Origin of the sequence: Chitinophaga sp. HK235 (assembly GCF_018255755.1) — a bacterium.
Classification (GTDB): domain Bacteria; phylum Bacteroidota; class Bacteroidia; order Chitinophagales; family Chitinophagaceae; genus Chitinophaga.
In genome coordinates, this window is record NZ_CP073766.1 from 2,804,884 (window position 1) to 2,831,147 (window position 26,264).

The following is a 26,264-nucleotide window of genomic DNA, read 5'->3' on the forward strand; positions in this document are numbered from 1 at the left end:
GTAAGTTTGTAGTCTCAAACATATCCTATGAGAAAGCTGAAACTACAGATGCAGGTGAGCATCGATGGTTTTGTTGCCGGCCCCAACGGAGAAATGGATTGGACCACCTCCGACTGGGACGATGAACTGAAAAACTATGTGATGGAGCTCACAGCCCCGGTAGACCTCATCCTTATCGGCCGTAAGCTGGCCGACCACTTCATTCCTACCTGGGCGGCCCGTGCCGGTGATCCTGATGTGGCCGACATCTTCACCCATAAAATGAATGATACGGAAAAGGTGGTCTTCTCCCGAACACAAACAGAACATGGCTGGAAAAACACCGTCCTGATCAATGAAAATCTGGAAGAAGAAATCAACCGGCTGAAAAGATCTCCCGGAGGAGACATCATCACCTATGGCGGTAGTAGTATGGCCTCGAGTCTTATAACCCGCAACCTCATCGATGAATACCATCTTTTCGTCAATCCTGCTGCTCTGGGAAAAGGCTTGCCCATCTTCCATCTGCTGGGACAAAAGTTATCCATGAAACTGGTCAGTGCCACCTCATTTACGTGCGGCATCGTGGCGCTCTGCTATCAGCCGCAGCACCAGGGGTAGATCTTCCTCCCTGTCGGCAGTAACAAAATCAGGCTGTACACCGGTCCGCTCCCAGGAAATATCTGTCCCGGGAAATACCGGTGCAGCAACAGCTACAGACAGGAAAAAATCATTTCCGGCAGGATACCATTCGTTCATATGTGCAGCCCCGGCTGTGCGCTGCCCTACTACCACCGCCCGTTTCAGCCGCTGCATGGTAAATGGGAAAGCTTCTGCTGCAGAAGCGGTTCTGCCATTGACGAGCACATACAAAGGTTGTTCGTACTTATATTCCGGGCCGGCCGTCACTGCTTTCTCCTGCGTCACAGCTCCTTCCCTTTTCTTCACTTCCAGTAAAGGCGTGCCTTCCGGCACAAAACAGCCTTCCAGCACTAATCCCATATCGCTGCCCCCGCCGCCATTATCACGCAGGTCCAGCACCAGTGCCTGCGTATGCCGCAACAGCTCCATCGCTGCCTTTAACAGCACAATACTCTTCGGGGAAAGATTTATTTCCGACAAACGCAGATACCCCACACCACCCGGCAGGATTTTTATCTCCTGAAAACCATAGTTGTTCTTCTCCGCCCTTTCTCCATAATAAAACGGGTCTGGTAAACTATCCGTATTGCCTTTGGGAGCCTGCAGGTCTTTCACCACCGCAGGATCATACCGCAGGTAGATATGCCCGTCTTTCACGGTTTGCTGCAACAAAGCAGTTACTCCATTGGAAAAAGATTTTACGCTGTCAATAGCAGCATACGCCCGGTCTTTGCCTGCCTTTAACAAGGCCGCAGACAATAACTTCCCTTTGTCGGGGTATACATAATGTTGCTCCATTAATTGTGCGGAACGGACCAGGACCTCCCGTTGCTGTTTTTCAGACAGTGTTTGTGCAGATGCAGTCGATAAGCACAGGCATAGGCTTACAAAGCATGGTAATATTCTCATTTAGATAGCATTGAAATCACAAAACTATCACATGCCTGTGAGGAAAAATTGTATGAGATTAGCGTAACCTCCTTTCATAATTTCCGGAACGCTCCCGGGCGGTAACCGGTGTACTGCCTGAAGCTGCGGATGAAATGACTCTGGTCGTAGAAGCCGCATTGAAAGGCGATATCGGTCAATGAATTTTCTTTATTACGTACGAGTGCCAGTGATTGTGCCACTTTTATTTTCCGGAGATATTCTCCCAGCGTACAATGAAAATACAGCGGGAAATACCTGGACACCGTTACCGGATGCACACCCGCCTGTGCTGACAGGGAGGCCAGCGTAAAGGGAGTATCCCATTGGTCCTGCAACAGCTCCCTGATGCGGATAGCCCATGCCGGCAAACCTTTACCCGGACGCCCTGGCCTTCCCCATAAACTGAGCAGGGATGTATCTCCCAGCGTATCTTCCTCCATGCTGCATGCGTGATACAACTTCAGCACAGCCAGTTGCAGGTCATGCTCCGCAATAGTTTCCCAGGTCATTTCCAGTAAATCATAGGTTTTGAAAAAGGTGGGCTCCAGTTCCAGGTTAAGGTTACGGGAAGGATGCAGCGTGTGCAGGTTACGGTGTACTTCACCAGCAGCATAACGAAGCAGCTGTCCAGGCAGGGCTTCCTGCTGCCGGTACCGGCGGTGCTCAAGATTACCACCTTCCAGGATGAGCGAACAATGTGGATTGGCATGATGATGCCATTCTTCCGATACACGGGAGGTATATACAGTTTCCGACAGCATGATGCCGGAGAGGTGGTAGTTGGCTTTGCTGACACCCAGAAAGGCACCGGTACCCAGTTGGTCCATACAGGTTGTGTTTTAAAAGATTTAGCGGGCGCCGGCTTCCTTATTATATTTTTGGCGGTAGTCGACCGGCAGCATCCCTGTGAGTTTTTTAAAAGTAGCCCCGAAAGCTTTGCTGTCTGACATCACTTCATTGACGTTCATGGTGTTTGTTTCCAGTTTCCTTTTGACAGCCTCCATGTGTACCGGTGGCTTGCCAGCCTCTTCCAATAAGCTGTTGACACCGGCTAGTATCATGTAATGGTTTGCAATACTGGCCACTACGGCATCATGGAGCACATCACAGGAAATATTTAAGCATTGATAAAGTTAAGGAAGTAAAGAGTCGCAAACAAACCTCTTAAATATCATTAAACCACCCGATCCGATTACAGGTGGTAGAGTAATTTTGAATCACCCAAACTATCATTTATGAAAACCAGACCTGGAGCAACAGCCGGCAGGTGAAGGAGAATCTGCAGCGTATTGTGGGTATACTGAAAGCACCGTGTCAGGGGCCGGAGAAAAATATTCTGGTGTATGGCAGCGGGCGGTTGGTGGGTGCATTGATACAGGAGGAGCTGGTCGACGAGTATCAATTGTGGGTGCATCCGGTAGTGTTAGGCAAGGGTGTTCCGTTGTTCCGGAATGAGCAGATGAGGGTGATGCTCGAGTTCCAACAGATGCAAACTTTAAAGTCGGGCGTGATCTGGTTCCGTTTTTTTGTTAACAAAAATCTGTCGCCAGCCGGGGGATAACTCTGGCTGGCGATCCTCATTTATCAGCCATGGTGGCCAATTTTTCATTTATTAGCTTGCTTGTTTCCTCATTTATAGTTTATTAATAAACCACTCTTCATTTTCGGATTAACAATTGCCTTACAACCGCTCAATTTTGGTACTCGTTCCTAGGGTAAAGTGGCACTCAAAAATTTATTCCTGCCACCAAATTATTTTCTTGATATGACGTACACAGAATTAAGTGATAGTGATTTGGTTGCCGGTTATAACAAGGGCAATGTTGGTTGTTTTAATGAGATCTACAATCGTTATTGGGCCATATTATACCGGCATGCGCTGCGGATGTTGCATGACGAATGTGCTTCGCAGGATGTTGTCCAGGAGACATTCCATTCGCTGATCCGGCATGGGAATATTCAGGAAACGATTCCGCTTCGTCTATTATTATATACGACTATCCGGAACCGGATCATTAATGACTACCGGCGGGGAAAGGTGAGGGAGAAATACCTGGCGTCGCTGCGCGCACATACGCCGGTATCTGATTGTACGGATAATCAGGTGCGGGAGCGGGAGTTGCAGCGGCTGATAGAGGCAGAGATATCCAGGTTGCCGGAGCGGATGCGGCTGACATTTGAATTGAGCCGTAAACAGCATTTCGATTACAAAACGATTGCGGAGCAAACGCGTACCTCTACAGAGACGGTGCGTAAGCAGATTCATAATGCGATTCGTATTCTGCGTACGAAGCTCAGTTACTTCTAGGCGGGAATTTCCGAACCAATTGTAAATAAAAAATGCATTGAGCGGGAAAAGTTAAAGATTTGATAATTTAAATGCAACTGTCCTTTAACATACGTGTAGTATAAGTAAGTGAGTGAATGCAAAGATAAAAAGATAAATCGAATCCCAGTTGTTGAGATGAAACAATGTGAATGTATACCATCTAACTTAAACTTTGTATGAGCGACCAGGAAACCAAGGATTTATTAGATCGTGTAGAGCGAGGTGATTGCACACCGGAAGAAAAGGCGCTGGTGGAAGACTGGTACCTTGAGCTTTGTCGGCAGCAGGAACCAGTAGCATATAATGTGGATTACTCCCGGATCAAGAAAGAGATCTGGCATAAGCTGAAGATAGGCAATGGTAAATCACCGGACGCATGGTATCTGATGGCCGCTGCAGTTGTTTTTATGTCAGTATTATCCTATACAAGGTACATGCAGCAACACACCCGGATCCCTGTACAGGAGAAGCTGATGGCCGCGATACGGCCAGGCAGCAACAAAGCTACCCTTACCCTTTCCGATGGAAGCAGGATCAACCTTGATGAGGCAGGAGGCACTATCAATGCCGCACCAGGCATTACCGTTCAACAGAACAAAAAAGGATCATTGAATTATTATATCACCACCAGGCAACCATTAAAACTATCGGAAGACCAGCCTGTGTACAATACGATTACCACCCCTCGGGGCGGTCAGTACCAGGTGGTCCTTCCAGATGGCAGCAGGGTTTTTCTAAACGCTGAGAGCACTATCACCTTCCCTGTACCTTTTACAGGGCCTATACGCCGGGTCCAATTAAATGGTGAAGCTTATTTTGAAGTGGCCAAGAATCGTCAGCAACCTTTTGTAGTCTCCAGCCAAAAACAAAACATTAAGGTGACCGGCACACATTTCAATGTATGCTGCTATCTAAACCAGCCTGATATTACTACACTTGCAGAGGGCAGCGTAGAAATATCCCCGCTCCATTCATCCGCGACCCGCCCACTTAAGCCTGGTCAGCAAGCTATCCTTACAGAGAACAAATTCGAAGTGAAGGAAGTAGACACCGATGATGCAACAGCCTGGAAAGATGGTCTGTTTGTGTTCAACGGTACTCCGATAAAAGAAGTTCTAAAACAGATTGGCAGATGGTATGATGTGGATTTTTCCGACAGCAACCTTCCCAATAGAAGATTCGACGCCGAAATTCCCAGGAGCCTTAACCTCCTGCAAGTAATCAGAATTATAGAAGTGAGCAGCAGACTCAAATTCAGGATCGACGGAAGGAAGGTCTCCGTTCAATAATCAACCAGTATTAACAGTCAAAAATCTATACAGCACAGAACAATCTAAACACAAAAAAACCGGAAGTGCGGGAACACTGCCGGTACGGTCAAACTTTATAAAAATCTTGCTCGTAACAATCATCTTATAACCTTCAACCTTACAAAGATATGGATTATAATGTACCCATCAAGGTGGGAACGGGTTTTTCTTTGCAGAAAATCCCCTCCCTGCTGAGCCGTCACGCGCTAAAAATCATAGTGACTATGAAAATAATCGCATTACTCTTTTTATTCAACCTCCAGGTCACCGCCAGCGTATACTCCCAGCGGATATCCCTTACCGCCAGCAATACACCCCTCCGGGACGTATTACAATCCATCCGCAAACAGAGCGGTTACTCCTTCTTCGTGGAATCGGATAACCTCCGCGACTCCAAGCCGGTCAACCTCGACCTCCAGGAAACCTCTATCACCGCCGCCCTCGAAAAAGTCTTCGAGAACCAACCCTTCTCCTATACTATAGAGAATAAAGTTATTGTTGTCACCCGCAAACGTGATAACCTCTCCGCCACCGATTTCCTCACCTTCAACAACGGCGGTCCAGATTCACTGAAGGTAGTCCATATACAAGGTATGGTTAAGGATGACAAAGGGCAACCGCTGGTGGGCGTGAGCATTCGCGTGAAAGGCGGTGGTACAGGCACTGTTACCAATGTGGATGGGAATTATAATCTGAAGACAAATGCAGCTGCGACTTTGATATTTAGTTATATCGGTTATCTGACGAAAGAGATCAAAGCTTCACAGGGGGAGGTTGATGTGGTATTGCAACAGTTGAATACGGCACTGGATCAGGTGCAGGTGATTGCATATGGTACGACGACGAAACGCTTAAGTACAGGAAACCAAATAACAATAAATGCAGAAACTATTGAGAGACAGCCTGTATCCAACCCCTTACTAGCCTTACAAGGCAGAACACCAGGAGTGTTTATAAAGCAAACAACAGGTTTATCAGCTGGTAATGTAAACATCAATGTTCAAGGCATTAATAGCTTAACTCAAGGTACCGCCCCATTCTTTGTAATTGATGGTGTCCCATATACCCCTAAAAACCTTTTACCTACTTTAATGGGAACAGGGATTACAGGCGGGGGCGGGGGAAGTACGCTTGGCTATATTAATCCTAACGACATAGAGAGTATTACAATATTAAAGGATGCAGATGCAACTTCTATTTATGGATCAAGAGCGGCAAATGGAGCCATTATAATTACGACTAAAAAAGGGAAAGCAGGAAATACAAAAGTAGATCTCGACCTTCAAACAGGATGGAGCACTGTTCCTAAACAAACTAAAATGCTAAATACCAGTGACTATATAGCACTCAGAAAGGAGGGCAAAAAAAATGATAATGCTCCTATCCTCCCCTCAGATTATGATATCAACGGTGTGTGGGACACGACAAGAAATACAAACTGGCAAAAAGAATTAATAGGTGGCACAGCTAGCTTTACAAATCTTCAGGGGTCAATATCCGGAGGTGGACTTAATACACAATTTCTTGTAAGTGGGGGATATCTCAAAGAAACCACTGTATTTCCCGGAGACCTGGCTGATACCAAAGCCAATGTACATGCAAACATAAGTCACATATCCGAGAATCAAAAGTTCAAATATGGCCTAACAATTACCTACCTACAGGACAAAAATAATATGGCTACCTCTGATTTATCCAGCTATGCATTTTCACTTCCCCCGGATGCACCGGCTTTATATAATTCAGATGGCTCATTAAATTGGGGGTTAATTCCAGGCACTTCATCATATAGTTTTGTCAACCCACTAAGCTATTTAAAACGACAATATAAAGGTACCAGTAACAATCTTATTGGTAACTCAAGTATAGGCTATACTATTATACCGGGACTGGAGATAAGAACCTCATTAGGATATAACCGTCTTCAATCAGATGAAACAACCATAATACCACAATCATCATATGATCCAAGCGCAACCTTTAATGGAAGAATGTCTAATGCAGCAAACAAATCAATCACCTCCTGGATAATAGAACCACAGATTGAATATAGAAAAGCTTTAAAATTCGGCCAGTTCAATTTCCTATTAGGAAGCACAGTGAATGAAATAAAAAGCTATGCCCTCGCGATCTCAGGATCCGGCTTTGCAAATGATGCACAATTGATGAATCTACAGGCAGCTCCGGTTCTTTCAATTTCTTCAGCATTACAATCTGACTACAGATACTGTGCATTCTTTGGAAGATTTAACTATATCTATAACAATAAATACATATTAACGCTAGCTGCCAGAAGGGACGGCAGTAGCAGGTTTGGATCTGTAAACAGGTTCGCTAACTTTTACTCTATTGCAGGTGCCTGGGTATTCAGTGAAGAGAATATAGTAAAAAACATGCTTCCAAAACTAAGTTACGGAAAACTAAGAGTTTCATATGGCACAACAGGAAACGATCAGATAGGCGATTATAAATACTTAACGTTATACAACAGTGTAACAACCAATATACCATATCAGCAGACAGTTGGACTGGCACCAACAGGGCATGCCAACCCATACCTTCAATGGGAGCTGACGAAAAAACTAAACTTCGGATTGGATCTGGGTTTTTTAAACAATAGAATACTCCTTACTGCAAACTATTATTACAACACATCAAACAATCAACTCATCTCTTATCCGCTTGGATACATCACAGGATTTCCCCTTATAAATAAAAACATAAATGCAACTATTAAGAATACCGGAGTAGAACTTCAATTAGAGGCGACACCGGTAAAAAACCAATCATTCAACTGGAGCACCTCAATAAACTTTACTGTTGCAAAAAATAAACTAACCAGATTTGATGATCTGGCGACGAGTACTTTAGCAGCATCTTATATGATAGGCCAGCCTGTTAATATTGCATTAGTCTACCCATTCCTGGGAGTAAACCCAGCGACTGGATTCTATCAATATCTCAGTAAAGACGGGAAAGCAACAAGTGACCCGAATTACAATACAGATCGCGTCAAACCAATAAACCTCAATCCTAAATGGTTTGGTGGCTTTTCCAACACACTAACATACAAGAACATATCATTAGACTTAATGTTCCAATTTATGAACCTAACAAATACCAGCGACAAAATGACATTTCTGGGAATACCAGGATCTTCAGTCGGAACACCGGCACTGATAGCCGATCGCTGGCATAATCCGGGAGATCAAGCGCAATACCAAAAAGCGACACTCAATCAACGTACAGCCTATAATGCACTTTTATATAGCGAAGCCAGGTACGCAGACGCCTCTTATCTAAGATTAAAAAATGTGTCGCTAAGTTATAAGCTCCCAAAAAACTGGACACGGAAGGTCAAAATATCCTCAGCAACAATCTTCGTTAATGGTCAAAACATTTTCACCATTACCAATTTCTATGGTCCGGATCCTGAAACCGGCACTTTCTCAACGCTACCACCATTGCGAACAGTAACAATTGGAGGACACATTTCTTTCTAAACTAAAACAGAAAAAATGACACAAAAAAAATACATCACTATTATTCTGGTATTTATTTCCGTCCATATATTTTTCTTTTCAAGTTGTAAGAAATTCCTGGACGTAGGTGCACCCGACACAAGCATGAATGCTGAAAACGTATACCAATACGACAATACAGCGACAGCAGTATTAACTGGTTTATATGCCAAAATGATGAGTGGCGATTTTACCAGCGGAGGTATAACTTCTATATCCCTCCTAACTGACTTATCCGCAGATAACTTAGTACTTTTTGATTTCAACAAAATTGACTATTTACCATATTATCAAAACTCTTTAAGCGCTGATTACTTCAATGCAGTACTAATTGGGAACTATTTTATTAACTTCTATCCCAGAATTTATACTATTAATGCAGCTATAGAAGGAGTCAATAAATCACAATCACTTACCCCCTCAGTAAAGCAAAGAGTACTCGGAGAGGCATACTTCTTAAGAGCATTTTATTATTTCTATCTTGTCAACATTTACGGGGAAATCCCATTGGCCTTAACCACTGATTATACTATAACAGGCATCCTCCCAAAATCATCAACAAAACAAGTTTACAATCAAATATATTCTGATTTACAAAGCTCAATTAACTTACTTGACGACAACTACGTTGACGCCTCGCTTATAAAAACTACTACTGAAAGGGTGCGTCCCAATAAGTCAACTGCAATAGCTTTATTGGCAAGGGCTGCATTATTCAGCAACGATTATCCTACTGCAGAATCATCAGCAACTCTGCTAATCGACAAGAAAAATCTCTATGACACGTTACCTTTAAATCAGGTTTTTAAGAAAAACAGCAAAGAAACTATCTGGTCTCTGCAACCTGTCAAAACCGGATATAATACTGATGAGGGAGCAACCTTCCTACTTACAAGTGCACCTGCAGCAGGAACCCCAAAGGTCTTTTACGCATCTGCATCTTTAATGAAAAGCTTCGAACAAAACGACAACAGAAAATCAGCCTGGACAGGAAGTGTAACATCTGGCGGTATTACATATCCATTTGCTGCCAAATATAAAATAGATGCCAATACCAGCAGCGTATCTGAGTACAATATCGTATTTCGAATATCGGAGCAATATCTAATCAGATCGGAGGCGAGAGCACAGCAAAATAATATCACAGGAGCGCTATCTGATCTAAACATCATCCGTAATCGCGCTGGCCTTCCACTCTTTAACACCAATGACATCAACCAGTTGAAAAATGCAATACTTAAAGAACGCAGGGTTGAACTATTTACAGAATGGGGACACCGATGGATGGATTTAAAACGCAGCAACACTATAGACAATGTCATGTCTGCAGAGGAAATATCCAAAGGCGGGAACTGGGCAACGTATAAGGCGCTATATCCTATACCTAACTCAGAAATAATTAAAGACAAAAACCTTACACAAAATCCAGGATACTAAAACGCCCATAACAACATTAAACTTACAGATCAATGAGAATTCACAGGAAAATATTACTGGCAATAGGCATATTTCTGTCACTCCGCTCAGAAGCCCAAACATCCAATAATATAACATTCAGGAATTATGACAACTGGAAAGAAATCCAAAATATAGCCAGGAAAGAAAATAAACTAATATTCCTTGATGTATACGCCACCTGGTGCGTTCCATGCAAAAAAATGGAACAAGAGGTATATACAGTAGATTCTGTCCATAAATATATAAACGACGAATTCCTATCTGTCAAAATTCAAATTGACAGCAATAAGAATGACAATACCGAAATCCAAAAAATGTATGGACTAGCATCAATGATAAAATCAAGCTACTTCATACCAGCTGTTCCTACTTTCCTATTCTTCGACTCAAATGGAAACCTGATATATCAGGATCAAGGTTACAAATCAGCTACGGCGTTAGTAAAACTTTGTAAAACAGCTAAAACCTCATCAGAGGCTTTAACTGCCAAGCTTGCAAAGTTTCATCAAAACAAACTAACCGACGATGAATTACTTTCATTAGCACAATCTCTCAAGTCACTAAAACAGGATACACTCGCATTAAAAGTAGCAGCAAAATACAAGTCACTCTATATTGACAAATCCGATCCCGAAAAGGTCCTCCCCAAAGCGATGACAATAATTAATGACTTTCTGATTCTTTTCGGGAAAAAAGATTTAATAATAGAATACCTATATCAAAACCAATTACATTCGGATAGTTTGCTAAAAGCGAGAGGCTTTTCAAGAGCTGTTTTGGATATGATAGTACGAAGAGACATAATTGGTCCCGCGCTAGTAAATAGTAAAAAAAGTCCTTCCTGGAATGAAATAAGCAGGAAAGTAGCATCTGAATGGGATAAAGACATTGCAGACCGAACAATACTTGAAAGTAAGATCGCCTGGCATTTACAGCACAATAACTGGGATAGTATTTCCAAATATCAGGTAGAGAAACTAGACAGGAATGGAATCCCTGCTGATCCTTTTTCACTAATCGAAATCAATCGGATAGCCTGGGAGGTCATATTTAAACATAGTAAGGATAAAAAAATGCTCGAAAAAACAGCTGGATATATGAAACAGATAACAGCTAATAATCCAACAGTTTTCGCCTTCATGGATACTTATGCAAACTTGCTATACAAACTTGGAAAAACAGAAGAAGCGATGTTAATCGAAGAAAAAGTAATAAACCTGGCAGAAAAAACAAAAGATACCGAGACAATTGATTCTTACAAAGAAACATTTAAAAAAATGAAAAACGGAGTCTCCACATGGGATTGATATTTAACGCATATAATGCCTTCATAAATAAGATCAAATTTCTATATTCACACACCATATCATCTGTCTCCATTAACTCTCATAAACCGAAAGAAAAGTGGCTTAAACTCGTGTCTAAACACCAGAAAACAATACTACCTTCATAAGTTTATCAGGGCCATCTAAACAAGGAAAAACATATTAATACAATCGTCAACAAATTACACAATGGATAAATATACTAAACTGATTATCAACTGCAACAAAGATGCAGTTTACAAAATCTATACTACATATTTCGTATATTCAACCAGAGTTTAATTTAAACTATTCTTCATGAAAAAAGTACTCCTGTCTTCCCTCATAATTTTCCAGTCAATCTTTTCAAATGCACAAAAACCACCCATTAATATCGAAAGTTATAAAAGCTGGAACTATGTAACTTATGGGAATATAAGTAATAATGGCAAGTACGTATTTTATTCCATTGTCAACTTACCAGTTGGAAAAAATACTTTAGTCATTCAATCAACAAGTAGCGATTTTGAAAAAAAATTCATTGATTTTTCAGCCCCATCATTCTCCGATGATAGCAAAACAGTAGCAGGGAAAATTTTAGACACCCTAATAATATTTGATCTTGAAAAAAAACAGGTTCGAAAAATACCAGGTGTTCAAAGTTATTTTTTTTTCGACAGTGATGGTGTTAAAGGTATAATATACAAGTCTAAATATAAAAACAGGCTAACACTGGAATTAGCTAATGGGAAACTGCTAAAAGAAATTGATTCCGTAAAACAATTTATCATCAGCCCAAACAAAAGTTCGATAATAATTGATCAACAACAACCCAATGCGGCTGTAAGTAGGGTAAGTTTTCTATCTCTAAAGGACCAAAAATCAGGTGAAATATATCATGACACTGGTAGCGTATCCAATTTTTTGTTTTCGAACCGCTGCGATCAAATGGCTTTTATCACTCGCAACCAGTCAAAACGTGAGATCTGGGTTTACAATTTTATGGAGAAGAAAGCGAAAGTATTAATAAACAGCAAAAATATAGACAATCAGTTGATCATATCAGGTGATAAATTCTGGCGTTTTAGTCCCAATGACAGCCTGATCATCTTTACCCTTACGGAACCTGACAGAAAAAAAAATGAATCCAGCAACCCTGAAATATGGTCGTATAAAGACCTATACCTGTCAAGCTATTTTAAAGGATCTTCACTCCTGGGTTTTAAAAATTTCACCCCAAGAAATTATTTATCCGCTATTTCAATAAAGGATGCGAAATTTAAGAAATTACTAAATCCAGGAGAAGAAATAGATGACATAAGTTTTAGTGACAAAGAAAGCCCTTTCTTCGTTTACAAATACAACTTTAATCTGGATACAAATGCATATTATTTATACAACTTCAGCTATGGTTTGTGCGATATTAATACCGGAGAAAAATATCCTATAGATAGTAACTGCCGAAGCAAAGTTACAAACTTCGCCTTTTCATCAGATCATAGATATTTAGTCTATTATAAAGCTGAAACCAGACAATACTATTCTCACAATACAAAAACGCATGAAGAAATATGCCTTAGTAAAAAAGTGGGAACCCTATTAATTGACAAAAACTGTACAGATTTAGCACATCCGGAAAATTATCCTACGGAAGTAGTAGGTTGGATTCAAGACCAGAATCAGGTTCTAATCAGTGATTCCTATGATATATGGGCATTTGATTTAGCAGGGAAAGAAGAGCCTGTCAACCTAACACAAGGCTTTGGAAAAAAAAACAATACAAGCATCTATCCCATTGAAAATAAAAAAAATGGATATGAAAAAAACATTCGTCGCTATAATTCAAAGGATAAAATGACTTTAAAGTCATTTAACTGGGACACAAAAGAAATGGGTTTTCATTCAATGTCCCTTAAAAAACCGTGGGGAATGGTCTTTCTCTCAAAACAATCCAATTCAATAGGACAAGGTTTATTCTATAACTATGAAGGGATTGGATCAATCGAATTGTGTGAATCTCAAAACCATAATGGATATCTAATCAAAAAAGGAACATGTGAAGATGCCCCCAATTACTTCTACAGCAAAGATCTCAGGCAATTCAAAAGACTATCAAATCAGCAACCGCAGGAAAAATACAACTGGATGACATCTGAACTTCATACCTACCAGGATAGTGTTGGGAACAAATGTCAGGGGGTTCTTTACAAACCAGAGAATTTCAATCCTTCTAAAAAGTATCCAATTATCATAAACTACTATAGCAACTACAGCAATCGTTTAAATGTATTCTTTGATCCTGATATTACCGGAGAGTATGCAGAAGTTGCTTACTGGGTAAGCAATGGGTATATCGTTTATCGACCTGACATATATTTGTTTCCCGAAAAACCTGGTGAAGGAGTGTTACAATCACTATATGCAGCACTAAACCACTTATCTACCTATTCATTCATAAATTTAAAAAAAGTTGCCCTGACAGGATCAAGCCTTGGAGGATGGGAAACTAATTACGCCATCACCCACCTCAAATGGCCGATAACTGCCGCAGTATCAGAAGCCGGGGTCAGTGATTTTGTAGCTTTTACATTTACTATAGGCAGAAATGGCACTGATAGATTTTCATTTACTGAAAATGGTATTTTCAAATCGAAAAAATCAATTGAGAATTGTCCAGATATTTATACTGAGAATTCTCCTTTATATTCAGCTCAAAATATCAGCACGCCTCTACTATTATTACATAACCCTCTTGACAGGCAAGTTGAAGTATATCAAAGTCAGGCATTATTTATACAATTAAGAAAATTAGGGAAACCGGTATGGTTTTTATCATATGAAGGAGAGGATCATGGAATGAGAAATCTGGAAAGTATAACAGATTATAAAAAGAAGAAGTACGAATTCATGGATTATTTTTTAAAGGATTACCCGGAACCCAATTGGATGATGAGCCATATTAATTCTACGGACTGAGATTGGCCTGAAAATCTTCCATGGTTTTAATAAAGAATTAATCGTTAAATATAATTGGCGTATTAAGTAAATCGCCTGGCATGCATAATTGCTGAAGATCAGAGCGCAACCTGTATTGGAAATATAAAGAATTGCAGATCACACCAGGCATTAAAACATAAGTCTTCTATCGATTTTCTCTATCAGCATCAGAAAACAAACTGCTTCTCAACTTTTCAGAAGCCACCGAATTTGAAGGGGATACTTCAGAAATCTTTCTCTTTTAATTACATTCTCACATACTTTTTGCAACAACAAAGGAGCCGAAGGAAGAAAAACTTCCATCGGCTCCACATTACACCATTACATTGGTTAGATGGTGGTATAAAGAGTGAAAACATCAGGACAAGGCAGACCCTTATCGAGAGTTGCAAAAGTAGTAGTTATTGGATGTCCATTAGGCTGAAGAGTAGCATTAACAGCTACAACACAACCTTGTTCAGGATGTAAAGTATCGATAACATATACTTTAGCATTAATATCTGCCTGAGCAGCAGCAAAAGCACCACATACTGCAACTACAGCAACAGCTGATAACAATTTTACTTTTTTCATGATTGAAAATTTTGAAGGAAATTAATAATTACCTACTCTTTTATCGGGGTTTTCGGCTTCTCCCCTTCCAATCACGATTATCTTAGGTACCATCAAACAACCGAGATTAGAATATTGTGCATTTCTTATTTCAAGAAAAAACTAGCGGGAACGAAACTATTAACAAACAGCGTCTTACAAAGTGAGCACCAAGAATCCAAGAAAACAAAAACGGACAATAATAACTTGAGTAAAATAGTTCACCAGCCAGAGGTTTCACTTCAGGTTCCTCCAGATGCTCCTTAAAAGTATCAAGGTATATAATAAGGTACATCGCACACCCACCGATGAAATGAAAAGCCCTATTTGTAAAATCCAATACTGGACCTAAGCTAACCATAAACCGTATTATCAGTACCCATTGCAATAATCATCCTGGCCATAGCGATTTCACTCTAGTCAAAACATTACTGTCCAGGGAAACATTCATTCCAAATTTATTTCTGACATACTTTTCCAATAATAAAGGAGAAAAGCATTGATCAGCTCCACATTATACCACTACATTGATTAGAGAGTGGCATAAAGGCGATAAACATCAGGACACCACCCCCACTTATCTAAAGTTGCAAAAGTAGTGGTAATCAGAGATAAATTGGGTTGAAGGGTAGCATTAACAGCTACAAAACAACCTAGCTCAGGACGTAAAGGATCAATAATATATACCTTAGCATTAACATCTGCCTGGGCAGCAGCAAAAGCACCACATAATGCAACTACAGCAACGACTGATAACAATTTTACCTTTTTCATGATTGAAAATTTTGAAGGAAATCAATAATTACCTACTCTTTTATTGGGGTTATCTTAGATACACTTAAATAAGCGAAATTCAGAGCATGGTACACTTCTTATTTCAATAAAAAATAATTACTGCGAACGAAACCATCAATTAATAGCTTTCAAAATGATCTTTGCATCAACAGCTGAAGTAAAAACTTCCTTAAGGCCATGATTACTATAAACCGCTGTATGAGGCACCACATTAATACGATAGAGCGACAAGTACGAAGCCAGAGTATCTCTACCAATATGAACATTAGGATACTGATCAAGATTAAAAGTCTTCTCAAATACCTTTATATCATTAACCGAAGCTATACTTAAAAAACAGAACTGCGTCTTACCAAAATCATCTAAACTTTTCACAATGCTTTCTGTTTCCTTTTTGCAAAACGGGCAATACGGGTCAAAAAAAACAAAAACAACTGAGGAATATTTTGACAAGGACTTAGTATTCATTACAGTAGCCCCATCTAACATCAGAAGATCCACTGATGGAATACTATCTCCGATTTTTACTTTGAGTCCCTCCTTCAATCCATGGCTGCCAGATTGACCACAATAGCAAAAAAAAGCAACAACGATTAACACCCAAGCATATTTCATAGCAAAAAATTAGAACTGAAAGAAAATATTCCCCTAAGAAACAAGAGATTTATCCTTACTATCAGGCGCCTTTAATACATAGTCCAACAACATCAGATTAAAAATAAAACAGAGCATAAAAGGGAATACCTGAAACCTTAATGCAACAGGAGAGGCATAAACACTGAATAATAAATTAATTATCCAAAAAGCAGTCACGAGCATCCAAACCTGAAAGAACCCATTTCCTGATCTTCTTCCGCCAAAAATCAAAAAAACTATACTCATCATAACAAAAATCACATTTGTCGCTCCCACAATAATTGGATAATAGTTTAATACATTAACCTGTTTACCACTAGCCTTTGCACTTATCTTCGTAGACGAGTACCCAAACCAATGTACAGCTACCGGCCTAACAGTATCAATACCGCTATTATAAGCACCTAAGAATTCAATCGGGGGGGCATAATACTTCAAGAAATTAATACATAAATATTTTTTCACAAAAGTGGCAGGATACATTTTAATTAACTCTCTTCCATATGCCTCATAATAAGGTCCCATTTGCGCCCACCTTTTTTGATCACTTATAGTAGAATCATTCTTATATTTTTCGGCCATGTAAATTCGCAATGGGGACTTAGGTGACCACATATAGAGCGTCCCAGCCATGATCATCTCTTCAGGATGTCTGTACCATATTTTTGTGCTATCAAAATAGTTACGAACATCTTTATCTAACTCAGCAAATTTAGCAGGGACCTTTTTACGATCTGCAGAGTCAATAAATTTATACGCATACATCGCATTATTAGCCAACTGCCAGCCGGAAAAGGGAGAAAACTGGGCCTTCCCGGAGAAATTTTTATATTGAAGAGAAGTAAACAGCACAAACACCCCAATCAGTGATCCAGCCACCCCAATCCCTACCAGCTTAAGTTTAAGATGATCCCTTTTTAGAAAGAACGCAAACAGCGAAATAAGAGGGTAAAACAAAGCATTATATCTTACCAAAAACGAAATGGTTACGATCAATGCATGTACAAAAATCAACCACCAGGAAGGACGGTGTAATATCCATATTAAAAGAGTCAACCAACACAAACTTAAACCTAGGAAAATAATATCGCTACTGACATAGTTTGCCAAATATAGAATGACCGGATTCAAAGTCATCAACCCAACTGTCAAAATAAATATCCATTTATAGGGCGGATAAAAATAAAATAAACTAAGTATAAGCAGCAATGCATTAAGCTGTACAAACAAGTACTGAAAAACTACCAATGTTGTATCATCAGAAGAAAATACACTAAACAATCTTAAAAACTTCGGATACCCTATGGGATAAGTATCAATTTTCAAATTATTTGCGGCACTAACTATATATGCATATGAATCTCCATTAATAAATCCAGCGAACGGATAATAATATTTAAATAGTCCAACAAGAAACAACATAGAAAGAATACATACAACAACAACAGACCTATTGAATTTATTCTTCCATATAAAACTACCAAATGAAACTGAATCAGACATTCTTGTAATTTTTGAGGATTCAAATCTTTCTTCCATAAATAAGGAGGTCTTAATACTAATAATGAATTTTATAAAAAAGTAGCATCTAATACCACAGGAAATTACATTATCAGAGTATGTTATTTTAAACAAAGATGATAGGAAAAATTGGCCTTCACCAAATAGGTAAGATTACAATATCCATAAATCTACATTATGTCATAGATAGAATTGCAATTATTTTCAGGAAAAAGACTTTAGAATTCAAACAAAAAGGGCTTCATAACTATACATGGAATACCAGACCACAACATCCAACTACACACATCCTTAAAGGCATTTCAACTTATACAATATTACACAACTACTAAACAGCCACCAACATTAATCAAGCAACAGAAACCGTTATTCAACAACTAAAAACGAATAACATGAGGTATTAATTCAGTTTAACGGCAAAAGTCTCGATTCGACCCAACAGTCGGATTAAAATACGAGGCAGCCGATGGTTTGTTGTCCGGCCGCTCTTCTTTATCTGTAAAGATACCCTTCCAAAGAAATACTTATCTGTATATGTTCCATTACGACTATATTCGTTTATCCTGGCATCAAGGTTATCCCACAGCTATTCCAGTATGTTGTAGATTTTCTTACGAAATAAAATCGTTAAAGAATTCATCCTAGATGATCCAGTTAAATCATTCACAGATACCGTTTGCCTGTGAACTTCTTTTGGTCCTGTTATCATCGACCTCCTCCAGAGCAAGACAGAGCCGGCATTCATGAATAAGTTACTGAACATATCTCATTCCAGGGTAACAACCTAAGCTTTAGTGAGGGTTAGTCTATTTCTTTCTGACATACTTTTTGTAATAAAGGAGCCAAAGGAAGAAAATCAGCCACCGACTCAACATTAGACCAATACATTGATCATATTGTGCTATAGAGAGTAACAAGCTGACAAGGATCACCCGGTATCAGAGTGGCAAAAGTAATAGTCAATGGTGATCCATTTGGCAGAAGAGTAGCGTTAATAATTAAGAAACAACCCTGATCAGGACGGCCGGGATCCTTAACATATACTCTGGCATTAACATCTGCCTGAGCGGCAGCAAAAGCACCACACAATGCGCCTACAGCAACAACTGACAACAATTTTACTTTTTTCATGAGTGAAAATTTAGAAGAAAATTTATTTACAAAGCAGTTTAGCCGAAATGATGCTAAAAAACAGAATTACACTTTATTCCAAAGTACCTCTTAAGAAATCTTTCACTTCTAATTTCTTTCTGACAAACTTTTTTGCAATAAAGGAGCCGAAGGAAGAAAACCTTTCGTCGGCCCAACATTACACTATCACATTGATTAGATAGTGGTATAAAGAGTGAAAATATCAGGACACTCAGCACTCCGATCCAGAGTTGCAAAAGTAGTAGTAAATGGTGATCCATTTGGCGCCAGAGTAGCGTTAACGCTTATAGAACAGTTAGTCCTTTCAGGATGCAGAGGATCCCCAACCCATACTTTAGCATTAATATCTGCTTGAGCAGCAGCAAAAGCACCACACAATGCCACTACAGCAACATCTGATAACAATTTTACCTTTTTCATGATTGAAAATTTTAAAGGAAATTAATAATACCTACTCTTTTATTGGAATTTCCGGTTTCTCCCTTCCTAAACACAATAATCTTAGGTACCATCAAACAACCGAAATTCAGAATATTTTGATTTTTCTATTTTAATAAAAAACAATCACTGCAAACGAAACCATTATTTAAAGGCTTTAAAATAGCTTTACATCAACAGCTGAAGTAAAAACTTCGTTAAAGCCACAATTAGTATAAACCGCTGTATAAGGCACTACATTAACACAAAAAATCATCCAGTATGAAACAATATTATCTCCACCGATATAAACACTAGTACACAGGATTAAAGTCATTCTAAAGCACCTTATATCATTAACTGAATCTATACTAAAAAAACAACTACACTTTCGCAAATATTACTCCCAAAGAATTTTTTCACTTTTAATTTCTTCTCAACATGTTTCTTACTACATATAGGGCCGAAGGAAGAAAACCTTCCATCGGCCCAACATTGCACTATCACATTAATTAGATAGTGGTATAAAGACTGAAAGTCTCAGGACATTCAGCATTCTGATCCAAAGTTGCAAAAGTAGTAGTAAATGGCAATCCACTTGGCAGAAGAGTAGCATTAATGCTTACAGGACAGTTAGTCCTTTCAGGATGTGCAGCATCCCTAATCCACACTCTAGCATTAATATCTGCATGAGCAGCAGCAAAAGCACCACACAATGCAACTACAGCAACAGCTGATAACAATTTTACTTTTTTCATGATTGAAAATTTTGAAGAAAATTAATAATTACCTACTCTTTTATTGGGGTTTTCGGCTTCTCCCTTTCTAATCACGATTATCTTAGGTACCATTAAACAAGCGTGATTCAGAATATTGTGATTTTTCTATTTCAATAAAAATCAATTACTGCAAATGAAACTATCAATTACCTGCCTGCAAACCGGCTTCTCGCCAACAGTTGAAGTAAACACTTATTTAGGACCGTGATTAGTATAAAACACCGCATAAGGCACTACATTAATACAACAGATCAATAAGTATGAAGCAAAAGTATCTCTACCATTATGAACATTAGGCCACGGGGCTAAAGTCCATTCCGAAGCACCTTATATCACCAACCAAGTCTATACTTAAAAAAAACTGTACTTAATCAAACCCCTCTTCCTAAATAATATTTCACTTCTAATTTCTTCCTGACACACTTTTTCAACAAAGAATCCCAAGGAACAAATCCTTCCATCGACCCCGTACTATTACATTGATTAGATAGTAGTATAAAATGTGTAAAGATCAAGGCACTCAGCATTCCGATCCAGAGTTGCATAAGTAACAGTAAAAAATGACCCATTGGGCAACAGAGTAGCATTGACACCTATGGGACACACTGGCACATCAGAATGCATAGGATCCCTAACATACACACGAGAATTAACATCTGCCTGAGATGCAGCAAAAGCACCACACAATACCACTACGACAACCGCTGATAAGAATTTTACCTTCCTCATTATTGAATTTTTTAATAGAATTAATAATCACCTACTCTCTTATTGAAACTTTCGAACTCTCCCTTCCCACAACTACTGCCCTTGATAGTACATCCATGCTAATAGTTTTAAAGGGTCAATAAAAATCGAATACACTTAAAACCAATCCTAACTGCAAGATTAAATCATAGCTATTTCACATCAGGAATTAGGACACAAATGCCTGATGAATTCTCTGAAACAACACCATAAAACAGATTACTTTTCTACCCTTTCAATAAAGCAACCAAAGCAACTTTTTGCCACAACATTTCTGACCACCTAGAATCAAGTCGTAGTATAAACACTATGAATCTCCTCACAAGACGACCCAAACATAACACTGGCATAAGTAACAGTAATAGGCATAGAAAAACCAGTAAGTGTGGCATTAATAGAAAGTATACAATTAAAATTCCAAGGACTATCCGGATCCCTAACATAGACTCTGCTATTCGGGTCAGCACTAATGGTAGTAGTTGTAATAACTACGGTTAAAACAGCGACTGACAACAAAAACACTAATTTTCTTTTCATAATTATGCAATTTAACAGTGAGGGATATTTTGCTCCTTTTCATTACTCATTAAAAAACTATCATCATCAATGAAAGAAAGGCCTAACAAGAAGCATAGTCAATAACTTCAAGGATTACATGAACTCCGAATATAAACTTAAACTATCACTAATTATTAACAGTAAAATATCAGTAAGAAAACCATAAATAGAACTATCTAAATCTGAAAGAAACGGCTCTTATAGCCAGCTCCTATCAAATATTATATACAGAATCACTACCTTCATTGGAAATAGTTAACACAAGTTTATTTTCATTGCAACTTATACTCTCCCGGCCTCTCCTGAAACACTCTATAGAACGCCCGTGCAAAACTTCCGGAAGTACTATACCCCAGCGTTATTGCCACCTCTTTCACCTGATGATTGTCATCTAACAATGTCTTTGCATAGTTCATTGCCTTCTCCAGTTGGTATTGATAAATAGTAGTTTGGTAGAGAATTTTGAATCCTTTTGTAAGTTTGCTTTCACTAAGACCTGAATAACTGACCAGGTGTTGTATATCTATTCTTTTTGGGGGTTCTTCGTCGATAAATGCTTTGGTCTTAATAATAGCTTTCTCCTGGAACTTTGTAAGTTTCATCAATTATGGTTATGAGGGTATTGGCAATAAGTCCGCGATGAGCGTTACTCTAAAGTCTAGCTATAAATCGCAATTAAAAGTTAACACTTTTTTCGTTTATTTTCAACAATCGACACAACTTTTTTAAGCAACCATTTCCGCCTGCATTATAGTCGCACAAAGCGTTTTATCAAACAAATCACACAGCAAAAATAAGGCAGAAAGAGCCCCCTCTTTCACCATAAACAGAGAACAAAGCCATATTGCTCGACATATAGGACTACAGACAATATGTCTTTCTTAGTCGATAGGATCTAACACTGGAGTATAGCTTCTTTCCGTATATTCGTACAAGTACTGTTTGGATAAAACCGGGCATATGCAGACCCGCAACACATTCCCAGTGACTACGTACACTTCCTGATGAAGCCTGACTAATTATACATGGCGTGCTGACTTACGGATCATCATGAGCGACCAACCATATATGCAGGTTGTATATTATCCTCTTTTATTACCAACAGAAAGAAACTTCAGGGAACCCAACAAATCTTAAATATCATTATGTAATCCAAAAAAACTTCATTTAGTTAGGAAAACTTATAACCTAACAAAAAACAATACCACAAAAGGAAAATTTTAACGAGCATCTCCTAAATACAACTTATACAATTACTACAATACTTTTAGCCCGATCTTGTTTGCAAGCCTCATCGCCAACCATTTTATTCCTAATTTATGAAACTGTGGACCACCTTGGCATATGACTTTCCGAATACAGCCATAAAACGCTGATCAAAAAATGTACTATTTCGGTAAAAATCAGCTCCCCTTGCATACGGAACTATAGACATAGCTACTTTTCCGCTAAAGCAGTTGCTCTGGCAACAACTAGAAGACAGCGCGGTAGGGTTACAATCCAACACACTACCTCCTCAGTAATCTATATTGGTGATTGCACCGGCCGAATAGTTACCAACCAGGTCGTTCGCCAAGACATCATCCGGCAAACATCAAAGTCCTTTCAGCAACTTCCATAAAAAATCCCCCGGCACCAACCGGGGGATCTCCCTATTACCAGCAACTATTTTTAATAAACATTATTAATCGTCAGCTCATAGGTGTCTTTTGCATCCGCGATACCGCCCTGGACGACTACTTTTTTTGTAAGCGTAGCACCGGCAGGCATACTGATATGATACTTTCCGTTGCTGTCTTTGGTGACGTCCACAGTAACTGCGGAGGCGCCACCGGCAAAAGCGTAGAGCACAGCACCGGTGTTCACTGCTGTACCAATAGTGCAGCTGATGCTGATGATTTTTGCTGCGGGGCTGGCCACCATCATTTCGGTATTGCCGAGGGTATACTTTCCTTCACCCAGGTTGCTGTAGAAGGTGATGGTGAGGGCGCTGCCGGAGAAAACGCCGTAGCTTCCACCGGTACCTACGGTGCTGGCTGCAATGGCGGTAATGGTGTTACCGTTGCCGCTGGGCCCGGATGTCTGGGAGGATGTTCCTCTCACATAAGTGTAGGCGCCCATTTTCCAGCTGCCATCTCCGTTGGGTGCGGTATCACGCTTTTTTTACTGCAGGAAAATAAAAAGGTAGATAACAATACGAGTAAGAATGGTAAGACTTTTTTCATCGTGAATATTTGGGCTAAAATTTTTCCGGGATATGGGTATAAAAGAAAAAAGCCCCGCTGTTTTGCAACAACTGAGCTTAAAGCTTAGCGGAGAGTCAGGGATTCGAACCCCGGGACCTGTTACAGTCAACAGTTTTCAAGACTGCCGCAATCGACCGCTCTGCCAACTCTCCAGTGGCGCAAATGTATAAAAGGAAATGATTTAAAAAAAATTTTCTGCCCGGTTTTTTAAAAAATTTTCTACCCGGATCATCCGCCCCTGCTAATAAATAGCGGCTAAAACACAACCAACACAGCCATGGTAGCCGATTTGGCCATGACCACATTTTTATCCTTATATAGCAATCTGAATTACAGTCAATTATCTCCGAATGGCCGGTAACCACCCATTTATAGCTATTAGCAGGCGAATGCTGGCATTTTCATTTTCCTTAAATTTAGCGGATGAACAACATATTCTTTGAAGGACCTGTATTATGGTCGCAAATAGACGCCAATATGCACCTGCGTCACTCCGCCTATGCAGACTTTGCAGCACAGGCGAGGCTGGCCCTGCTGGATAAAGTGGGCATGGATGCCAAACAATTTTTGAAACTGCAGCTGGGGCCTATCCTGTTCCGTGAGGAACTGTTATACCTCCGCGAAATAAACCCGAATGACACAGTAAAGGTTTCTTGTGAGATGACCAAATGCAGACCCGACGGCTCCCGCTGGTCTATCCGCCACGAAATATTCCGGGGCGATGGCACCAAATCAGCGGTTGTCAATGTAGACGGTGCCTGGATAGATACCCGCCACCGCAAACTGGGCACACTCCCACCCGAGCTGATGGAAAAATTCAAAGCCATCCCCCGCAGCGAGGATTTTGTGGAAATCACTTCATAATCTTTCAAGGATAAAAGTTACCCTGGCGGCAATGCTGGCTTTAGGGACTACCAGCAGCTCATAGCCGCTGGCAGTATATGCCGCAGTCATGGCCTCGTAAGTGGACACTGCGGTAGCATAATCCTGCTGCCGCTCCGTATCCCTCTGGTAGATCTCTTCCCAGGGTGGAAAGATAAATACTCGCTGGTTATACCGCAGCTGTACGGCATATTGCAGTAATGCTGCCGGCACCGGCAGCTGCTCCAGCCTGGAATAACCTACCAGGTCGGGAATGCCGCGGTCCAAAAACACCGGCCTATCGCTGGTTGTTACTGATTCAAAGTCCTGCAACGCTGTACTGAGCATCCTGTCGCGGAACAATACCTTATCTACCCAAGGCAACGCCCGCCCTCCACTAGCCATCTGTTCCTGTATAATCTGCCTGCCGGATTCCGGCACTACCGGATACCCCAATTCCTCTAAGGCTGTAATCACCGATGTTTTGCCCGCACCAGGGCCACCGGTAAATACATACCCGTTTCGTTTAGTCATAAATAAATGATGAATTAAAGAGAGAGAGACGACTCCAAAGGTAAAAAATAATCGCTACAATATCACCCATATTAGCCCAGGGCTTAAGCCCTGGGAACAAAAATAAAGGGAAACAAACAATGGACGAACATCAATCATCTCTAGATGATAGCTTTGGGGAACAATAATGGAAACAATTGGGGAACAAATAACGGTGAGTTAAAAACAACAGACGGGTGGGTCCTTGCTGCTCCACGTTCTTTAGTAAATACCCGGTTTACCGGATGTTACCGGTTTGGCACTGGAAAACTGACGGTCTGATTCCAGCGCTCTGATAAAGGGCAGATCGTTTTGCAGATATGCTCTGGAAGACTGTTCCAGATAGTTGTCCATTTGAAAAAATTTAGCGGCTCTGGTAGCGCCCAGCAGCTTGTTCATCCGTCGGAAATAACGCATCTGCAGTCGGCCAAATTCAAGATCATTATTAATCAGTTGTTTGGTCAGACTATTCATCTTCTTTTCATCAAGACAGGTGAATTCTTCGTTGTACATTTTCAGTAAAGCAATACGTTCAGTCAGCCAGGGACGTTTTTCATCTTCGTACTCCAGGAAAGCGGCAGTAAAAGCTTTTTGTTCTACAGGTGAGATCTGCAGGAACTCATCAAATAATGCACCTTTGTCTTTTCCAAAGATCTTTGTAACCAGATCGGGCTCGCTATACACCACTGAGTCGGCGAAGGATGGCGATGAGGTTTGGGAGAAGGATTCCAGTCCTGCTATGAGGACCATCAACAAACAAATCGACTTTTTCATGTTACCTGGATTTTTTTAGTGTTATCGGCAATAACTGCACGCCCGCTGCGAAACGTCCATTTCTCAGGTGGTTTTTCATATTGTAACAAATGCACATCTCGACAAATATCCCTGTTCCGTACGTACCTACGGCTGGTATATTCCTAGCGTTGCGGCTGCAGTAGT

23 protein-coding genes and 1 tRNA gene are annotated in these 26,264 nt (G+C 40.1%); 9 read left to right on the forward strand and 15 right to left on the reverse strand.

The genetic code is table 11. The features are described from left to right. The first annotated feature begins 27 nt into the window (after window positions 1-27). Window positions 28-600, forward strand: coding sequence for a dihydrofolate reductase family protein (locus KD145_RS09510; protein WP_212005656.1), 573 nt, complete (start codon window positions 28-30; stop codon window positions 598-600). Here KD145_RS09510 and KD145_RS09515 read toward each other — a convergent pair. The 3 genes from KD145_RS09515 to KD145_RS09525 all read right to left on the reverse strand — a co-directional run bounded on the left by KD145_RS09515 (window position 547) and on the right by KD145_RS09525 (window position 2,654). Continuing rightward, entirely contained in the window at window positions 547-1,530 is a 984-nt protein-coding gene (locus KD145_RS09515; RefSeq protein WP_212005657.1) for a S41 family peptidase, read from the reverse strand. The two genes, KD145_RS09510 and KD145_RS09515, sit on opposite strands and share 54 nt — an antisense overlap. A gap of 74 nt (window positions 1,531-1,604) precedes the next feature. After that, window positions 1,605-2,378, reverse strand: coding sequence for an AraC family transcriptional regulator (locus KD145_RS09520; protein ID WP_212005658.1), 774 nt, complete (start codon window positions 2,376-2,378; stop codon window positions 1,605-1,607). Between the two features lie 21 nt (window positions 2,379-2,399). Continuing rightward, window positions 2,400-2,654 carry an AraC family transcriptional regulator gene (locus KD145_RS09525; RefSeq protein WP_212005659.1) on the reverse strand — a complete coding sequence of 85 codons (255 nt, stop codon included), beginning with the start codon at window positions 2,652-2,654 and terminating at the stop codon, window positions 2,400-2,402. A 164-nt stretch (window positions 2,655-2,818) separates the two neighbouring features. Between KD145_RS09525 and KD145_RS09530 the strand changes: the two genes are divergently transcribed. From KD145_RS09530 to KD145_RS09560, 7 genes are all read left to right on the forward strand, one after another. Then, complete coding sequence (locus KD145_RS09530) at window positions 2,819-3,112, forward strand: dihydrofolate reductase family protein (protein WP_249219782.1); 294 nt, start codon at window positions 2,819-2,821, stop codon at window positions 3,110-3,112. Window positions 3,113-3,316: 204 nt separating this feature from the next. Beyond that, a complete protein-coding gene (locus tag KD145_RS09535) occupies window positions 3,317-3,859 on the forward strand; it encodes an RNA polymerase sigma factor (protein ID WP_212005660.1) in 543 nt (180 codons plus the stop codon). Window positions 3,860-4,056: 197 nt separating this feature from the next. Next, window positions 4,057-5,169 (forward strand): FecR family protein, encoded by a 1,113-nt coding sequence (locus tag KD145_RS09540; protein ID WP_212005661.1) that lies wholly within the window; start codon window positions 4,057-4,059, stop codon window positions 5,167-5,169. 149 nt (window positions 5,170-5,318) lie between these two features. Then, the gene (locus KD145_RS09545; protein ID WP_212005662.1) at window positions 5,319-8,693 is read left to right on the forward strand and encodes a SusC/RagA family TonB-linked outer membrane protein; all 3,375 of its coding nucleotides are present in this window, start codon (window positions 5,319-5,321) and stop codon (window positions 8,691-8,693) included. 15 nt (window positions 8,694-8,708) lie between these two features. Beyond that, window positions 8,709-10,148, forward strand: coding sequence for a RagB/SusD family nutrient uptake outer membrane protein (locus tag KD145_RS09550; protein ID WP_212005663.1), 1,440 nt, complete (start codon window positions 8,709-8,711; stop codon window positions 10,146-10,148). 32 nt (window positions 10,149-10,180) lie between these two features. After that, window positions 10,181-11,476 (forward strand): thioredoxin family protein, encoded by a 1,296-nt coding sequence (locus KD145_RS09555; RefSeq protein WP_212005664.1) that lies wholly within the window; start codon window positions 10,181-10,183, stop codon window positions 11,474-11,476. 315 nt (window positions 11,477-11,791) lie between these two features. Continuing rightward, a complete protein-coding gene (locus tag KD145_RS09560) occupies window positions 11,792-14,449 on the forward strand; it encodes a S9 family peptidase (RefSeq protein ID WP_212005665.1) in 2,658 nt (885 codons plus the stop codon). A gap of 351 nt (window positions 14,450-14,800) precedes the next feature. On the opposite strand, the gene KD145_RS09565 is transcribed toward KD145_RS09560, so the two are convergent. The 10 genes from KD145_RS09565 to KD145_RS09610 all read right to left on the reverse strand — a co-directional run bounded on the left by KD145_RS09565 (window position 14,801) and on the right by KD145_RS09610 (window position 24,064). Beyond that, window positions 14,801-15,043, reverse strand: a complete 243-nt coding sequence (locus KD145_RS09565) for a hypothetical protein (RefSeq protein ID WP_212005666.1) — start codon at window positions 15,041-15,043, stop codon at window positions 14,801-14,803. Window positions 15,044-15,592: 549 nt separating this feature from the next. Further along, window positions 15,593-15,835 (reverse strand): hypothetical protein, encoded by a 243-nt coding sequence (locus tag KD145_RS09570; RefSeq protein WP_212005667.1) that lies wholly within the window; start codon window positions 15,833-15,835, stop codon window positions 15,593-15,595. A 135-nt stretch (window positions 15,836-15,970) separates the two neighbouring features. Continuing rightward, window positions 15,971-16,471 (reverse strand): thioredoxin family protein, encoded by a 501-nt coding sequence (locus tag KD145_RS09575; protein WP_212005668.1) that lies wholly within the window; start codon window positions 16,469-16,471, stop codon window positions 15,971-15,973. Between the two features lie 33 nt (window positions 16,472-16,504). Continuing rightward, window positions 16,505-18,031, reverse strand: a complete 1,527-nt coding sequence (locus KD145_RS09580; RefSeq protein ID WP_212005669.1) for a hypothetical protein — start codon at window positions 18,029-18,031, stop codon at window positions 16,505-16,507. An 873-nt stretch (window positions 18,032-18,904) separates the two neighbouring features. Continuing rightward, window positions 18,905-19,144: a hypothetical protein gene (locus tag KD145_RS09585; protein ID WP_212005670.1), complete on the reverse strand. Its 240-nt coding sequence runs from the start codon at window positions 19,142-19,144 to the stop codon at window positions 18,905-18,907. Between the two features lie 195 nt (window positions 19,145-19,339). Next, window positions 19,340-19,585, reverse strand: coding sequence for a hypothetical protein (locus tag KD145_RS09590; protein ID WP_212005671.1), 246 nt, complete (start codon window positions 19,583-19,585; stop codon window positions 19,340-19,342). Window positions 19,586-20,094: 509 nt separating this feature from the next. Next, window positions 20,095-20,340, reverse strand: a complete 246-nt coding sequence (locus KD145_RS09595) for a hypothetical protein (RefSeq protein WP_212005672.1) — start codon at window positions 20,338-20,340, stop codon at window positions 20,095-20,097. A gap of 1,598 nt (window positions 20,341-21,938) precedes the next feature. Continuing rightward, complete coding sequence (locus KD145_RS09600) at window positions 21,939-22,268, reverse strand: AraC family transcriptional regulator (protein ID WP_212005673.1); 330 nt, start codon at window positions 22,266-22,268, stop codon at window positions 21,939-21,941. A gap of 1,069 nt (window positions 22,269-23,337) precedes the next feature. After that, window positions 23,338-23,787 carry a hypothetical protein gene (locus KD145_RS09605; protein ID WP_212005674.1) on the reverse strand — a complete coding sequence of 150 codons (450 nt, stop codon included), beginning with the start codon at window positions 23,785-23,787 and terminating at the stop codon, window positions 23,338-23,340. A 192-nt stretch (window positions 23,788-23,979) separates the two neighbouring features. After that, a tRNA-Ser gene (locus KD145_RS09610) sits at window positions 23,980-24,064 on the reverse strand. A gap of 271 nt (window positions 24,065-24,335) precedes the next feature. On the opposite strand from KD145_RS09610, the gene KD145_RS09615 reads away from it, so the two are divergent. Next, window positions 24,336-24,776: a thioesterase family protein gene (locus KD145_RS09615; RefSeq protein ID WP_212005675.1), complete on the forward strand. Its 441-nt coding sequence runs from the start codon at window positions 24,336-24,338 to the stop codon at window positions 24,774-24,776. Here the strand turns inward: KD145_RS09615 and KD145_RS09620 are convergent. Next, a complete protein-coding gene (locus KD145_RS09620; RefSeq protein WP_212005676.1) occupies window positions 24,771-25,307 on the reverse strand; it encodes an AAA family ATPase in 537 nt (178 codons plus the stop codon). The genes KD145_RS09615 and KD145_RS09620 overlap by 6 nt on opposite strands. A gap of 240 nt (window positions 25,308-25,547) precedes the next feature. Next, entirely contained in the window at window positions 25,548-26,099 is a 552-nt protein-coding gene (locus KD145_RS09625) for a hypothetical protein (protein WP_212005677.1), read from the reverse strand. Between the last annotated feature and the right edge of the window lie 165 nt (window positions 26,100-26,264).